The 15,667-nt window shown below is 41.2% G+C and carries 13 protein-coding genes; 9 read left to right on the forward strand and 4 right to left on the reverse strand.

Going from position 1 to position 15,667, the window contains the following annotated elements:
• Positions 1–381: 381 nt before the first annotated feature.
• From MMP72_RS13405 to MMP72_RS13430, 6 genes are all read left to right on the forward strand, one after another.
• Complete coding sequence (locus MMP72_RS13405; RefSeq protein ID WP_241318049.1) at positions 382–1,272, forward strand: VacJ family lipoprotein; 891 nt, start codon at positions 382–384, stop codon at positions 1,270–1,272.
• Between the two features lie 131 nt (positions 1,273–1,403).
• Positions 1,404–2,372: an RsbU family protein phosphatase GigA gene (gene gigA / locus MMP72_RS13410; protein WP_241318051.1), complete on the forward strand. Its 969-nt coding sequence runs from the start codon at positions 1,404–1,406 to the stop codon at positions 2,370–2,372.
• Between the two features lie 102 nt (positions 2,373–2,474).
• Positions 2,475–2,996, forward strand: coding sequence for an STAS domain-containing protein (gene gigB, locus MMP72_RS13415; RefSeq protein WP_241318053.1), 522 nt, complete (start codon positions 2,475–2,477; stop codon positions 2,994–2,996).
• Positions 2,997–3,031: 35 nt separating this feature from the next.
• Entirely contained in the window at positions 3,032–3,853 is an 822-nt protein-coding gene (locus tag MMP72_RS13420) for a carbon-nitrogen hydrolase family protein (protein ID WP_241318055.1), read from the forward strand.
• 223 nt (positions 3,854–4,076) lie between these two features.
• Entirely contained in the window at positions 4,077–4,439 is a 363-nt protein-coding gene (locus tag MMP72_RS13425; RefSeq protein WP_241318057.1) for a DUF4951 domain-containing protein, read from the forward strand.
• 116 nt (positions 4,440–4,555) lie between these two features.
• Positions 4,556–4,990 carry an organic hydroperoxide resistance protein gene (locus MMP72_RS13430; RefSeq protein WP_241318061.1) on the forward strand — a complete coding sequence of 145 codons (435 nt, stop codon included), beginning with the start codon at positions 4,556–4,558 and terminating at the stop codon, positions 4,988–4,990.
• A gap of 63 nt (positions 4,991–5,053) precedes the next feature.
• Here MMP72_RS13430 and gspE read toward each other — a convergent pair whose 3' ends face one another.
• Positions 5,054–6,544 carry a type II secretion system ATPase GspE gene (gspE, locus tag MMP72_RS13435; protein WP_241318179.1) on the reverse strand — a complete coding sequence of 497 codons (1,491 nt, stop codon included), beginning with the start codon at positions 6,542–6,544 and terminating at the stop codon, positions 5,054–5,056.
• A gap of 93 nt (positions 6,545–6,637) precedes the next feature.
• Between gspE and MMP72_RS13440 the strand changes: the two genes are divergently transcribed.
• Both MMP72_RS13440 and MMP72_RS13445 read left to right on the forward strand, forming a co-directional pair.
• Positions 6,638–7,456, forward strand: coding sequence for a hypothetical protein (locus MMP72_RS13440; protein WP_241318063.1), 819 nt, complete (start codon positions 6,638–6,640; stop codon positions 7,454–7,456).
• Positions 7,457–7,465: 9 nt separating this feature from the next.
• Complete coding sequence (locus MMP72_RS13445) at positions 7,466–8,383, forward strand: mechanosensitive ion channel family protein (protein ID WP_241318065.1); 918 nt, start codon at positions 7,466–7,468, stop codon at positions 8,381–8,383.
• On the opposite strand, the gene MMP72_RS13450 is transcribed toward MMP72_RS13445, so the two are convergent.
• Entirely contained in the window at positions 8,384–11,233 is a 2,850-nt protein-coding gene (locus MMP72_RS13450; protein ID WP_241318067.1) for a DUF2339 domain-containing protein, read from the reverse strand.
• A gap of 188 nt (positions 11,234–11,421) precedes the next feature.
• On the opposite strand from MMP72_RS13450, the gene polA reads away from it, so the two are divergent.
• Entirely contained in the window at positions 11,422–14,187 is a 2,766-nt protein-coding gene (polA, locus tag MMP72_RS13455; protein ID WP_241318068.1) for a DNA polymerase I, read from the forward strand.
• A 73-nt stretch (positions 14,188–14,260) separates the two neighbouring features.
• On the opposite strand, the gene MMP72_RS13460 is transcribed toward polA, so the two are convergent.
• Positions 14,261–14,809 carry a YggT family protein gene (locus MMP72_RS13460; protein WP_241318070.1) on the reverse strand — a complete coding sequence of 183 codons (549 nt, stop codon included), beginning with the start codon at positions 14,807–14,809 and terminating at the stop codon, positions 14,261–14,263.
• 16 nt (positions 14,810–14,825) lie between these two features.
• Positions 14,826–15,665, reverse strand: coding sequence for a pyrroline-5-carboxylate reductase (gene proC, locus MMP72_RS13465; RefSeq protein WP_241318072.1), 840 nt, complete (start codon positions 15,663–15,665; stop codon positions 14,826–14,828).
• Positions 15,666–15,667: the final 2 nt, after the last annotated feature.

Genomic DNA, 15,667 nt, shown 5'->3' on the forward strand with positions numbered 1-15,667 from the left:
TCACCATCAAGCTAGGTCGGCTATATTACTCTCAATCTCTTAAAAGTCAACAGGCAATTTAGATATTTTTAAAACTTATTCTCAATTCCAAGAATCTAACCTTTCGATCCAAATCCCTGTTTATCAACAAGTTTTTATCCGCATCACCGCCGATGGATGTGCATTCTACAGCATTTCACACACCACGCAACCCCATTTTTTAAATTTTATGTTTAAGTGGATATTTTTAGATCAAATTCACATTTCTTCTTATATTTTGCTAGTGAATTTGCTTTAATAATAGGTGAATAATTAAATTGTATTCTGCTTAATATGTTTCGTGTTAAATAACACGATCATTTTTATGACTGTATTTCGCTCAAACAGCGATTAAGGATTGATATGCATTACTCCAATTTTATCTTACTTGGGTTGTTAACTGCTGGAGCATGTTCTTCATCCGTATTCGCTCAAGAGGCATTTAATGAATCAGCAGTTGATAGCAATACTACCGTCACCTCAACATCAAATGAGCATAAGCCATCAACAATACAAGCAATAAGAGATTTAAAACATCTTACTAAAAGTGATTTAAAAGTTAATGCAAATGCCGCCCAACCAGATGCAGTGAAAGATCCATTACAACCATTAAACCGTCAAATTTTCCTCTTTAACGATGCATTAGACCGTAATTTATTGAAACCTATCGCAATACAATATGTTGCTAAAGTCCCTGAACCAGTACGTAGCCCATATCGTCAATTTCGTAAAAATCTAGGTGAACCGTGGAATGCCGTCAATCAAGTGATTCAAGGTCGGCCTAGCCGTGCAGCAAAAACCTTAGGGCGTTTTACTTTAAATACATTAACAACCTTGGGTTTTGCTGATCCTGCTCGTCGCTTAGGCTTATCTACAGAAGAAGAAAACTTCGGGGTAACTTTAGGATACTACGGCGTTCCTTCTGGTCCTTATGTCATGCTACCGTTCTTTGGTCCAAGCACTTTCCGAGACGGTGTTGGTATGGCTGCAGATAGTTTTGGTCGTCCGCAGAAATACTTACTTGACGATCAAGATGGTGTTTATTGGTCAACCAACGTCTTGCAAGCTGTAGATGCTCGCTCCCAGATCCTTGATATTGAAGAAAGTCTGAAAGGTGATAAATATGCAATGATTCGTGACTTTTATTTGCAACGTAAGTCTTTCCAAATTGCAGAGAAACGTGGTGACTCAAATGACATTTCCTTTATCAGCGACGAAGATGATATTGATGAATCATTTTCAGATGAAGAATAGTTAAATTAAAATAATGTCTTACAAACTTATGTGTCGCTAGTGAATTTAAACGCTAGCAACACTATGTTTTAGGCTATCTTTCATCTATGATGAATTAAAAAGTGATCATACAAAGGATTGGCAATACATCAATGTATTTCATTCAACCCACACGCTCCATACCTTACTTAGATCAAGCTTTAACCGAGTTACCGACTCTCCAAATCATTCAAGTGAATGATTTGGATTTGTATGATCAAACGATTATTGCGATTGCCGATGTACAAGACTTCTTAAAATATCAGTGGAAACTGCCAACCATTGTGCTCGCATTTGAACATGAAGGGGCTGCATTAGCGCAAGCTTGGGAAATGGGCGCACTAGCAGGTTGGATGTGGGATAACTTGCCCAAAAATCCGATACATTCTTTATTTAAAATTGATGCACAATACAAGCGAAATCAAGACAGTCGAGATCTCCCTTCCGCAGCTGAATTACAGAAACGTCTTTTACCCAATCCAATTGAATTGCCAAATTATCAATTCGAATCTTTTTTTCAACCATCCGCTTATTTATCTGGCGACTGGTACGATTACTGGCGATTAAATGATGAAGAGGTCTTATTTTATCTGGCCGACGTTTCAGGGCATGGTGTCACCAGTAGTTTATTGACGTCATGGATGGCCGCATTTCATGGTCGATCAAAAACGCCAAGTCAACTCATTCAAAAACTCAATGCTATGTTAGTGCAAGAAAATATAGAAAAGCACATTACCATGGTGGCAGGGATTCTAAACGTAGTAACCAACGAAGTTCGCTGGTCAAGCGCAGGACACTACCCTCCGCCCATTATTTTTGAGCCGAATCAACCACCACAAATTTTGTCAACCAGCAGTTTTCCTTTAGGTCTCACAGAAGAACTCGAAGTTGAAGAGCATCACTGTGTACTTAATCGCCAAGCACGGTTCATTTTATGTTCCGATGGTGCGCTTGAACCTTTTGATGGTGGATTGAATGATCAATTTAATCAATTGGTCGAACACCTACAGAATAACTCATTCCAAGCACCAGAACATGTCGCCGATGACATCGCTATTCTAAGTTTGTGTCGAATGAATTAATATTAAAATCAGTACTTTAACCAGTTCACAGTATCCAAGCCCTTGTGTCTGCAATATCACTATGGGATAATTTTATATCCTTTCTCTGAAAATGGCATTTATATGTCAACAGGTCATGTTGAATATGCAAGTTTGAATGGCACGCATATTTTCAAGCTTATTGGCGAAGTGCGTGCTCACTCTTGTATAAGTTTAGACAAACTGCTCAACCGAATTGAACAACAACAAAATGTTGTTGGTGCAATCGTTGATCTTACCCAAGCCACCTTTATTGACAGTACCGTTTTAGGAATACTGGCAAAACTAGGCTTAAAACTGAAGCAAACGCACCACATTCAAGCCGTAATGCTTTCAACAAATGCAGATATTACGACCTTAGCCAACAGTATGGGATTAGCACAAGTATTCGTGATTTTGAATTATTGTGGCGATCCGAATGTTTGCACCTTAGAACTGACTGAAGAGCAGGTTACTCATAGTGCCATGCTCAATACAGTATTAGATGCGCACAAAACCCTCATGCGTTTGAATGAAAACAACCAGAATATGTTTGAACCTCTGGTGAAACAATTGCAAAAAGAACAAGATTGCTTAAATATTGACGTACAAAAACAAAATGTCTGATCATTAAACATTAAACTCTGTATCGTGACTTGCTTATGACCTTACTTTCAGTTGCACAAATGAACTCCCAAGATGACATAGAAGCGAACTTTCTTGTCATTGAATCATTGATCCAACAAAGTAAGGCGCAAGCCGCCGAACTGGTGGTCTTTCCTGAAAATTTTGTCTGCTTTGCTGCAGGAAAACAGCGTGAAACTGCCGCACAATTTGAAAGCATCCAAAGCCGATTAGAGCAACTTGCTCACCGCTATCAAATTTGGATTGTTGCTGGCACACTCCCTTGCCCTTTCCGCCCAGATGGTTCGATTGTTACGGATGGTCGCGTTCGGACTGTGAGTCTATGTATTAGCCCAGAAGGTACAGAAGCGCGCTACGACAAAATTCATTTATTTGATGTTCAGGTTGGGGATAGCGTTGGTGGTTATCAAGAATCAAAATTCTTTGAGCCTGGCAATGACGTTGTTGTGGCAAAAACACCGTTTGGTAATATTGGCTTAATGGTGTGTTATGACTTACGCTTCCCAGAGCTTGCCTTAACGCTACGTCAGCAGGGTGCACATATTTTAACTGCTCCTGCTGCGTTTACGTACACCACGGGTCAATTACATTGGCAATTATTGTTGCAAGCACGCGCAATGGATAGTCAATGTTATGTTTTAGGTGCAGCGCAACAAGGGCGACACGGTGACCGTCAAACTTGGGGACATGCTGGCATCACCGATAGCCGTGGTCAACTGTCGAAAATGGTAAATGCAGAAGGTCATGCTTTAATCAGCACTCATTTTGATCTCGCCGAACAAGAGAAGGTACGTCTTGCAATGCCTTTGATGCAACATCGCCAACTCATCCATTATTAGCAACATATTTGATTAGCAATATATCTGCTGTTTTTTAAAATCCAAATTCAGACCCAATCTTTATCTTCTTAGCGTGATCTGACCGTGCTGATCATTTTTATCGGTGCGAGACCGCTTAAATCATGATTTAATACAAATTATTGATCTCTGTAGAACAAAGCAAAATGACTTTATTCGATGAGTGAAATAATATTGTCAACTAATTCTTATTAAGCCATTGTTCATGTTTAGATTTATTACCATATTGTTTTTTCTAGGGGCAATCACACCACTACATGCGACATCAGTAGAGGAAAATTCTGATGTATCAACCAACACGCAAAATAACTTATCGACACCACAAAACTTATCTCTCAATACATTTGGTCAATGGGTCATTGGTTGGGGTACAGGTGCAGAAGGTGCAAGGCAACGCTTAGACTATATTCAACCTGAAGATGTTGTGATCATCAAACAAAAAGGCACAACGCTGGAAATGATCAAAGCATGGCAACAGTATTATGAGCAAGAAGCTCAGAAAAGTTTAAGCAACCCAACAGCTCGCTATAGAGCACGATTAATGAAAAGAATTGCCGAACTTTGGTAAAAAAACGACAATAATAAGCGCTGAATATGCAAAATCAAACAACTTTTACTCACTTGTTTTTTCATTGATATGGAGTACGATCTAATTGTACCCAACAATATTCAGGAATAATAATCATGTCTTTAGAACAAGTGGTCTATCGTGCAAAAGCGAAAGCAACAGGTGGTCGTGATGGCCGTGCGACCTCTTCTGACGGTGTTTTAGATGTTCAACTAGGTGTTCCAAAAGAAATGGGTGGTGCTGGTGGTGAAGTGACCAATCCAGAGCAGCTTTTCGCTGCTGGTTATTCTGCATGTTTCTTAGGAGCTATGAAATTTGTTGCGAACCGTGACAAGCTTAAAATCAGCAAAGATGCTTATGTTGAAGGTGAAGTTGGTATTGGCCCAATCCCAAATGGCTTTGGGATCGAGGTCACGTTAAATGTATATTTAATTGGCTTAGAACAAGCAGAAGCAGAACAACTGGTTGCCGCTGCACACATCGTTTGCCCTTATTCAAATGCAACGCGTAACAATATTGATGTGAATTTTAATATTGTGACTGCTGAATAATATTCCTACTCATAAAAAACAGCATGGATTCACCATGCTGTTTTTATTCCTAACACGGCTGATTTAGCCTTCGGCAGCTTCATTGGTGACTCGTAATACTTCTTCTAAAGTTGTTTTCCCAGCCAAAACCTTTCTTAAACCATCATCACGAATTGAACCCGATTGTTTACGAACATAGGTTTCTAACTCATATTCGGCAGCATTGCCATGAATCAAACGACGCATGGACTCATCAACGGGTACAATTTCATAAATTGCGGTTCGTCCGCTAAAACCCACATGCGAACAATGCTCGCAGCCCTGCGGCTCTGGTAGCTCCATCTGTTGATTGACATCAAGATGTTTGAAAAGTTGTTGCTCAAAGTCATCAGCTCTACGCCATGTCACACAATGCGGGCATAAAGTACGAACCAAACGTTGTGCAATCACACCGATCAGCGAGCTTGCAAGTAGAAAGGGCTCAATCCCCATGTCTTTCAAACGAGTAACCGCACCAATTGCGGTATTGGTATGCAGCGTTGATAAAACCAAGTGACCTGTCAATGAGGCTTGAACTGCAATTTCTGCCGTTTCAAGATCTCGAATCTCCCCGACCATCACCACATCAGGATCCTGACGCAGCATCGCTTTAAGCGCTCGCGCAAAAGTCATATCAACTTTGGTATTGACCTGCGTTTGACCAATCCCTTCAAGTTGATATTCAATCGGATCTTCCGCAGTCAAAATATTACGCGTGTGATCGTTCAAATCAGATAATGCCGCATACAGCGTGGTGGTTTTACCCGAACCAGTTGGCCCAGTCACAAGAATAATGCCATGTGGGCGATGCACCAATTGCGTTAAACGATCATAATCACTTTGCATCAAGCCTAAATGGGTCATATTTAAACGCCCCGCTTGCTTATCCAGCAAACGCATCACCACACGCTCACCATGCGAGGATGGCAATGTCGATACACGAACATCCACTTCACGCCCAGCTAAGCGTAACGAAATACGACCATCTTGTGGAATGCGCTTTTCTGCAATATCAAGCTTCGCCATCACTTTGATACGTGAAACTAACAACGGCGCTAACTCACGACGCGGTTGCACGATTTCACGTAGTTGACCATCGACACGCAGACGTACCGAAAGTTTTTTCTCAAAGGCTTCAATATGAATATCAGATGCACTGACACGGATTGCTTCCGACAGCAAAGCATTGATAAGACGTACAATGGGCGCATCATCTTCCTGATCCATCAAGTCTTCAGCTTCTGGAACTTGATCCGCAAGGCTTAATAGATCAGGATGATCTTCTAAACCTGCCGCAACCTGCTGAGACTCACCTCGGTCGCCCGCATAGCTTGAACTAAGTAAGGCATGAAACTCTTGCTCGGTACAAAGTTGATCGTGAGCTGACCTCCCCAAAATGCGACGTGCTTCCTGCAAAGCAATACGTGCAGTTTCCTTGCGTCGCACAATAAAAACTTGATCGCCTTCATAACGAAACAAAACGCCATGCCGTTTGGCAAAACTATAAGGAATTTGTATTTGTTTAAGTATTTGCATCACACAAATAATGATAAAAGAAAGCATTGAGTGTACTCTAAGCTGGTTACAGCGTGAAGTCTCTTTAGCATACTCACAAAGGAATTTTGCATCTTGTCTCAAAATAATCTATATCAAACGCCTCATTCAGAAACGTTGAAGTGGTGGGGCGAACAAAAATTTGAAATTCAACAGGCCAAAGCTTGGCAATTCGGTTCATTGCTCTTCCGCCTAACACGCGGAATTAAAGAGTGGCGATTGGAATACCATCGTCCGCACTCTCAGCACGATTATGAGCAGCAATGGCGAACGCTAGCCGATACTGAGTTCGCCATGCCGCAACCAGCAAAGATTGAACGATATATGTTTCATAAAACCAATGAAATGTTTCATTTGATGCCACGTCTGGCTGATCGTTCAGTGGTGATTAAGCCTGTAGATCCAATTTATATTCCAGCGGGTCAACGCGGCACGTTATATATCAGTACCCCACTGTGGATTGCAGGTTTGGCTGATGGGCTCAATGAACCATTATTTGATATTCCTATCATTCAATCCAAAGATACCTGGTTCGGAAAAAATCCCCAACAAGGGGAGATTTGCTATGCCACTTCTGTTGATGGTCGCACGGATTTAAACCTTTTAACACCACGTGCTTTTCGAGCAGTCACGCCCATTGAATTTCAGAACAACAGTCAACATCAATTGCGTTTTGACCGTATGAATGTACCTGTTCCTGCCCTACCACTATTTTATAGCGAAGGGACTGGCCGACTTTGGACCTCTAAAATCAAAGTATATTATGATGGTGCAGAGCAAGCACGCATTCGAATTGAAAATAGAACCCCAGCTCAGGCAGGCGAAGTGACTTACATTCATCCACCACGTTCGCCAAATAGTACTTTTTTGAATATGTTTGATTCATTCTTTTAAGGGATTGCTATGCCAGATTCAAATATTCCTAAAGATATTGCAAGCAACCTCACCAGTGTTTTCACCAATATTAACTTTGAACGACTCAGTGAAATTATTGTCGCGATTACGTTATGTTTAATTGGCTTTGTGATTGCAAGATTATTATCCAATGCCTTTATCCGAACCATTGGTAGCCGTTTTAATGCGCATCAACGCTTATTGTGGCGCAGAGGTATTTTCTACTTCATTTTCCTACTGTTCATTATGACCAGTCTGCGAGAGGCAGGATTTAAACTCAGTGTCTTTTTAGGCGCGGCAGGGATTCTAACCGTCGCACTGGGTTTTGCTTCACAAACCTCTGCATCCAATTTGATTAGTGGTTTGTTCCTGATCGGTGAAGGCTCTTTTGAAGTCGGTGATACCATTCAAATCACCTTGATTCGAGGACACACGATTGAGGGTGAGGTTATTTCGATTGACCTTCTTTCGGTCAAACTACTGACCTTAGACAATGTCTATATCCGCCTACCCAATGAACAACTGATTCGTGCACCGGTCATGAATTTATCTAAATATCCGATACGACGAATCCCCATTACGCTGGCGATTAATTTCCATGAAGATATTATTAAAGTTAGACATGTCTTATTAGATGTCGCGTTAAAATATCCTCTTGTGATGGATGATCCTAAACCTGCTGTAACAGTAACCGCTTTTAAAGAGTCCTCAATCGAAATTTTATTTGCGGTATGGTGTCGTCAAGAAAACTATATTCAAGTTCGTGATGAAATGCAGGAACGTGTTCGTAATGGTTTCTTGGAAAATGAAATTGAAATTCCAGTACCGAAAATGGGCTTGATTGACCGACCAACACCATTACACGATGATGAAGTCGATCAATATACCCACCAGAAAGAGCTTAAAAAAGAAGAAAAAGAGCGATAATCAACGCTCTTTTTGAGGCTCATCAATCGCAGGTGGCAAAGGCGCAAGATAAGCAATCACCAGCATGATTGCACCAGACCCAATAAATGAGATCACACGGGTCAATGTGCCACTTTGCGAGAGGTCAAGTAATAATAATTTAGCCACCACGATGCCTAACAAGGCCGCTCCCACAAACCAAATTTGACGAATATGACGGCGGCTGGAAAAGGTCATTAATACAAAAGCCAAGATCACCCATAATAAAGTCAAACTCAGTTGCACATCACCGTTTTGCCAAATTGCACCATCCCATAATGGTGTATCCAAATAATGATGCATGGCACGAACCACCACACTACTCAAAACCAATAAACCAATTAAAATGGTTGTGACTTTAAAACCCCACTCAATCGATCGCTCAGAACTAAAATCGTGATGATAAATGATCCAGATCATGCCAATAAACATCAATAAAGATAAAAGATCAGTCAAATTTAACAGTGGTAACAGATAATATTGCTCGGCAGAATATGGATCTAAACTGACCAACACCAACCAAAACAGGGTTAGCCCCCAAACAGGGAGCTGATGAAGCAATTCAGTTTTACCTGACGTAAATAACCAAATACTGTAGATCGCAGGGATAAGAGCTAAAGCAATCACGGGCATAATCGGGAAAACAGCCAAGCCAACACTGGCTAAGCTCAGCCAAAGTAAAGTTGACCACACCAGTAAATAGCGCTTGGATGCTAAAGGCTTTAACGCCACGAGTAATATGGTTAAGCCAATTGCAGTGATCAAAAAGCTAGCTTGACTTAACTGACTCGACCAATGTCCTAGCGAATAAACATTTTCTGTCAGACTTATGCCATAGAGTAAAAATAAGAGTCCACCGATCAAGATGAGCTGTAGAGAGTGCCATTGCAATTTTGATTTCAAATAGACCGCAACACTAAACATCGCCAGTAATACCACAGCAATTGCCAAGTAAGGACTTAATCCATGTTGCTGCCATTGCATCAATTCAACACCAGCGATCGCACCTGCGTACATGCCTAATGCGATAAAAATACCACCCAACATGCGTGAACTAAAATACTTTTCGACTTGTTGATAATGCAACAAATAGAATGCCGAAATAAATTGAGCGAAGGCATAAATGACCGTACTTAAGACAGGGAAATGGTCATTGGACCAAACTTGGAACATCAGTGCAATGGAACTGAATAAAACCAATGCCACCCCAATGTAACGGCTTAAACGATAACGTTCTGTCACGCCCCAAACAATCAATGCAGTGCCTTGAATCACCCACCCTGTTGATGTCCAATGTGCACCTTTGGCAAGTGGGAAGATCAGCGCGACAAAGACAACGGCAAGGATAAAAAAGCTTTTCGCCAAGATCGATAATTGAGGATGCTGACGTTTAATCCAGACATTTAAAACAATATAAACAATAGCCAATGCCACTGCACCCCAAGTCAATGCTTGGGTTGAGTTATGCATCAAATAAGCATGCAAGGAAAAACCAAGCACAGGTACACTAAAAATCAGACCTACATCTAAAATCGGTGGTAAACGCAGTAATTTTGGCTCTGTTTCCTCTTGTTGGTTTTGTGCACGTAACATCAATTGGCTATAACGAATACTCAACCAAATAAATAAGGCGATATGTAACCACAAGATCAGATCAAGCGTTTTATATTGTTGATGATCTGCATAAATACCAATGACCGCTCCACCAATAAACATCGTGGCAAAAAAAGCAATTTGGTGCAGAATCTTCCAAGGTTGAATAAAATTGACCACTGCAACAGCCAAATTAATCAGAAAATAATAAGCAAATAAGAAGATCACGTCAGGATGGTTTTGTGGAATAAGCAATGGCGCAAGATAGGCCATGGTCAATGCAAGAATTGCTAAATACAAAGCCTGTTGTTTTAAGCTGAGATAGACGGTCACCAATAATAAAATCACAAAGAGGATGCTAGCAGTGGTCAAACTACCAATCACAGCAAAATGATGCGAGAAAATCAGCGTTAAAAAGACGACAGCTAAACCTAAGCCCTGTAAAGCCACTGCAAATAACTGATTTTTCTTTTGCAGTAAATAGCCAACAACCGTTGTGATCCCACCTGCACTTGCAATAAAGCCGAGTTTAACACCGAGACTTAACTGCCAATGTTCACTGGCAAACCGTAGCAGCAACACCACGCCAACCATTAAAATCGCCACGGCAACACGTAGAATTGGATTGCCATGTATCATCCAATCAAATGCAGGCTGCCACCATGCCACATCTTTAGATTCAAATGAATTCGGGATTGGTGGAGCGTTTTGAATATTGGGTTGTTGACTTGAATCAGAATGGGCTTGCATCCAAGCAGGATGTTGTGACTCAGACTCTGGAAAAGCTGTGGCTGTCATCGAAGGCTGAGCTAATTCAATATCTTGAGGACGGTATGCAGATTCAGTTTTCGACTCAACCATTGAAAGCTGTTCTAAATGCAGCAACCTCGTTTGAAATGCACTGATGGTTTGAACCAAACACAACATCAGCACCAATAATGCACCACCCGCAAGCCACATCCATGTATTGGCATAAGCAAATAATGCAAGCAATGCCGTGCTATAAATCAGTACCCGCTGTATCCCAATTCCAGCAGATTGAGCAAAATAACTGGGAGCAGCTTGCTCCAACTGACATAAACGTTGGTGAATTTCAGAAAGGATGTGCACAATAACAACGGTTAATCCCACTGTGGCAGCAACAATAGTTCCCTGCCATTTAAATGCAATTGCACAAGCCAGCAACACAGTCAAAGCAATTAAAACAATGACAATTCCCTGTTTGTTTTTTTTATACATAGACTTATATCAATAAAACAGTTTGATTGGAGCTATCTTACTTGATCACTAGATAAGCAGCTATTTTTGCATACAAAATACTGCAATTTTTTAAAGCGACGTAGATCGTCATTGCACAACACGGCAACAAGGACAGCGATCACTTTTTCACGTAAAATACCTGCTAACTTATAATTAGGATTTGCGCAATGCCACCTTTTGTCTTGGTTGACGGGTCTTATTTTTTATTTCGTGCTTATCACGCATTACCTCCATTAACGACGTCTACTGGCTTACATACCAATGCAATACGTGGTGCAATTTCAGCAATTCAAAAATTGATGCGTCGTACCCAACCGACGCATATGGCGGTGATTTTTGATACACCAGAACCCACCTTTCGCCATAAATTGTCACCCATCTATAAGGGCGATCGCCCAAGCATGCCAGAAGAATTGTCTCAACAGATTCCTTATTTACATGCATTGATCAAAGCACAAGGGATTCCTTTATATTATCTCGCAGGTGCAGAAGCTGATGATATTATTGGAACTTTGACCAAGCAGGCGCTGAGTGAGGGCCATCATGTTCTGATCTCTACAGGTGACAAAGACATGGCGCAATTGGTCAATGAACATGTCAAACTTGAAGATAGTTTCAAAGAACGTGTCCTTGACGAAGCGGGTGTTTTTGAGAAATTTGGCGTTCATCCGCATCAAATTATTGATTATCTCACCCTCATGGGTGATGCATCAGATGGCATTATGGGCGTTCCAGGTGTGGGTGCAAAAACTGCGGCTAAACTCCTCAATGAATATGGCTCATTGAATAATATTATTGCCAATGTCGATCAGCTTAAAGGCAAAATCAGTCAAAACATTAAAGACAGCTTAGACAACATCAAGGTTGATCACCAACTTGCCAGTATCGTCTGTGATCTTGAATTAAATCTAGATTGGCATGAGCTTAAACTCAGCAATCCAAACATCGAAAGTCTACGTCATCTCTATACAGAACTCGAATTCCGTAACCAATTACAATCTTTAGACCACCCGAATAATCCAAATACCCCCGCTTATCAGCAAACCTCACAAAAAATTGTGAAAGCAGAGCAAAAAGCTGAAACGGTGGTTACCGAAGATCATGCCACACTTTCAAGTCAAGATGATCAACTGGGTACAGCGACCTATCACACGGTGCTTACACAACAAGATTGGGATGCATTGCTACAACGTATGCAACAAGCAGACCATTTTGCAATTGATACTGAAACCACGAATTTAGATTATCGTGTTGCCGAATTGGTTGGCTTCTCAGTCGCGTTTGATGCCAATGATGCATACTATGTACCTGTGGCGCATGACTATGAAGGTGCACCTGAACAACTCAATCGTGATCAAGTTCTCGCGCAAATCAAGCCGATTCTTGAAAATGATCAAGTGAAGAAAATTGGTCATCATCTTAAATACGATGCCCATATCTTCGCCAACCATGGCATTACCATTCAAGGCTGGTACTTCGATACCATGCTGGCATCCTATGTATTGAATGCCGTAGCAACACGTCATGGCATGGATGATGTCGCACGACTTTATCTGAGCCATTTGACCACCACCTTTGAGCAAATTGCAGGCAAAGGTGCAAAACAGAAAAGCTTCAATCAAATTGAACTCGAAGTTGCAGCACATTATGCAGCCGAAGATGCCCATGTCACTTATCGTCTTTACGAGGTTTTATCTGGGAAATTAAAAAGCTCTCCAGAACTCGTAAATATTCTGTATAACATCGAAATGCCAGTTGCACGTGTGTTGACCGCCATGGAAGAAGATGGCATTAAGCTTGATCATCAATTCCTTGATCAACTCAGTGTTGAGTTTTCAAAGACCATACAAACATTGGAAAATCAGGCAACTGAATTGGCAGGAGAAGCGTTTAATGTGTCTTCTCCAAAACAAGTGGGCGAAGTCTTATTTGAAAAACTTGGCATTAAAGGCGGTAAAAAAACCGCAACTGGACAGTTCAGTACCAGTGAAAGTATTTTAGAAAAAATTGAGCATCCGCTGGCTGAAGTTATTTTAGAGCACCGTGGATTGGCAAAACTGAGAAATACCTATACTGACCGTCTTATTGAACAGTCGCATGATACAACACACCGTGTTCATACCAGTTATCACCAAGCCTTAACCACAACAGGTCGCCTATCTTCGACTGATCCAAACCTACAAAATATTCCAATTCGTACGCCAATTGGTCGTCAAATCCGTAAAGCTTTTATTGCACCTGAAGGTCGTGTGCTATTGGCAGCCGATTACTCACAAATTGAACTACGTTTGATGGCACATTTTTCCCAAGACGATGCTTTGATTCATGCATTCCAGCAAGGTCAGGATGTACACCGCCGTACAGCCTCAGAAGTATTGGGTATTGCAATTGAAGATGTCACCAATGACCAACGTCGCCAAGCGAAAGCAGTCAACTTTGGTCTACTGTATGGCATGTCGGAATTTGGTCTTACCCGTCAACTGGGTTTTACACGAGAAGAATCACGTAGCTATATCGCACGTTATTTCCAACGCTATCCAGGTGTATTGGATTATATGGAACGCACGCGTCAGATTGCACGTGAACAAGGTTTTGTTGAAACGATTCTAGGTCGTCGCCTGTATACACCTGATATTTTGGCCAGTAATAAAATGATCAAGCAAGCTGCTGAACGAGCTGCGATTAATGCACCTTTGCAAGGTAGTGCAGCTGATATTATCAAGTTAGCAATGATTGCCGTGGATCAAATGTTGCCAAAAGATCAAGCCAAACTCTTACTACAAGTCCACGATGAATTGGTATTTGAAGCAGATGCGACTATTGCTGATGAAATTTCTACGCAAATCGCTGAAGTCATGCAGTCAGTCTTGAAAATTTCCGTTCCATTTGTGGTTGAAGTTGGGCAAGGACTGAATTGGGACGCAGCGCATTAATCTCTTATTCTGAACAAAAAAAGAGATGCTAGGCATCTCTTTTTTAATAAAAGCAAAAGCTTACAAACCAAAGCTAGACAATTGCTCTCAGCATCGTTTCTGCTACAAATAACACCAAAAATGCGAGAATCGGTGATAAATCAATCATCCCCATACTTGGCATCACTTTACGGAAAGGTGCCAAAATTGGCTCAACCAATTCCTGAATCACCTCCATATAAGGTGATCGAAATTGCGAAAGCATCATGATCCAGCTACAAATAATAAAGGCAAAAATCATATATTTAAGGATCGTTACCAAAGACAATAGCATTTCTTTTACTGTAGAAACAATAAAATACAAGGTACTCCCCGTACCAATGCCTGATAAATGCTTTTCTCCCCACATTTTCAGAAAGTAAAGCAAAATAACCAAAACTAATGCGGCTAAATTAACCCGTCCTTTGCTTACCGTTGGGAAAATACGGCTGAAAACATCTACAATCTTGGTTGCTTTCGTCGTTGAAAGAACCACAGGATTGTAGGGAGTGACTGCCGCCAATTGCATTAAAAAACGGAAAAAGATCAACAAAATTGCAACATTGATCAAAACACCAAAAATTAGCGCAGAACTTGCACCCATAATTGTCTTATCCTACTTAAACTGATTTAGTCTTGTCACTCAACTCTTGCGCAAGCTCGTGGCTACGTTTTTGAGCTGCTGCAAGCGCTGCTTGAATATTTTGTGAAATCTGTGCACGATCAAACACCTCTAATGCTGCTTGAGTTGTGCCATTTGGTGAAGTCACATTTTTACGTAATTCTGCTGGAGAATTTGAACTGGTAATGGCCATTTGTGCCGCACCCAGCGCAGTCTGCAAAGTTAATGCAGTGGCAACTTTTTCATCCAAACCTAAATTTTTACCTGCGCGGATCATGCTTTCCATTAAATAGAAAAAGTAGGCAGGACCTGAACCAGATACTGCAGTTACCGCATCAATTTGCGCTTCATTATCCACCCAAATGGTTAAACCAGTCGCTGCTAAAATTTGACTGGTTAATTCACGATCTTTAGCACCAACAGCCGCAGATGCATAAATACCATGCGCCCCAGTTTGAACCAATGCAGGTGTATTCGGCATCACGCGCACAATACGTTCGCTGCCACCGATTAAATTCGAAATGGTTTGAATTTCAGCGCCCGCAATAATTGAAATCACGAGTTTATCTGACAACAAGCCTTTTAATGGTTGTAAAACCGTTGCTAATACCTGTGGTTTCACCGCCAAAACAACGACATCAGCCTCTTTGACCGCATCAACATTATCCGTCGTGGTTTGAATCCCTTTTTCTTCTAATATTTGACGAATCTGCTCTACTGGGTCAGACACTGTAATGCGTGTGGTCGGTAAGCCACGAGAAAGTAGCCCACCAATCAAGGCTTGCGCCATATTACCGCCACCGATAAAACAGATATTTTGATTCAATGTTGTCGCCATGT

The organism is Acinetobacter sp. NIPH 2699 (assembly GCF_022549355.1).
GTDB lineage: Bacteria > Pseudomonadota > Gammaproteobacteria > Pseudomonadales > Moraxellaceae > Acinetobacter.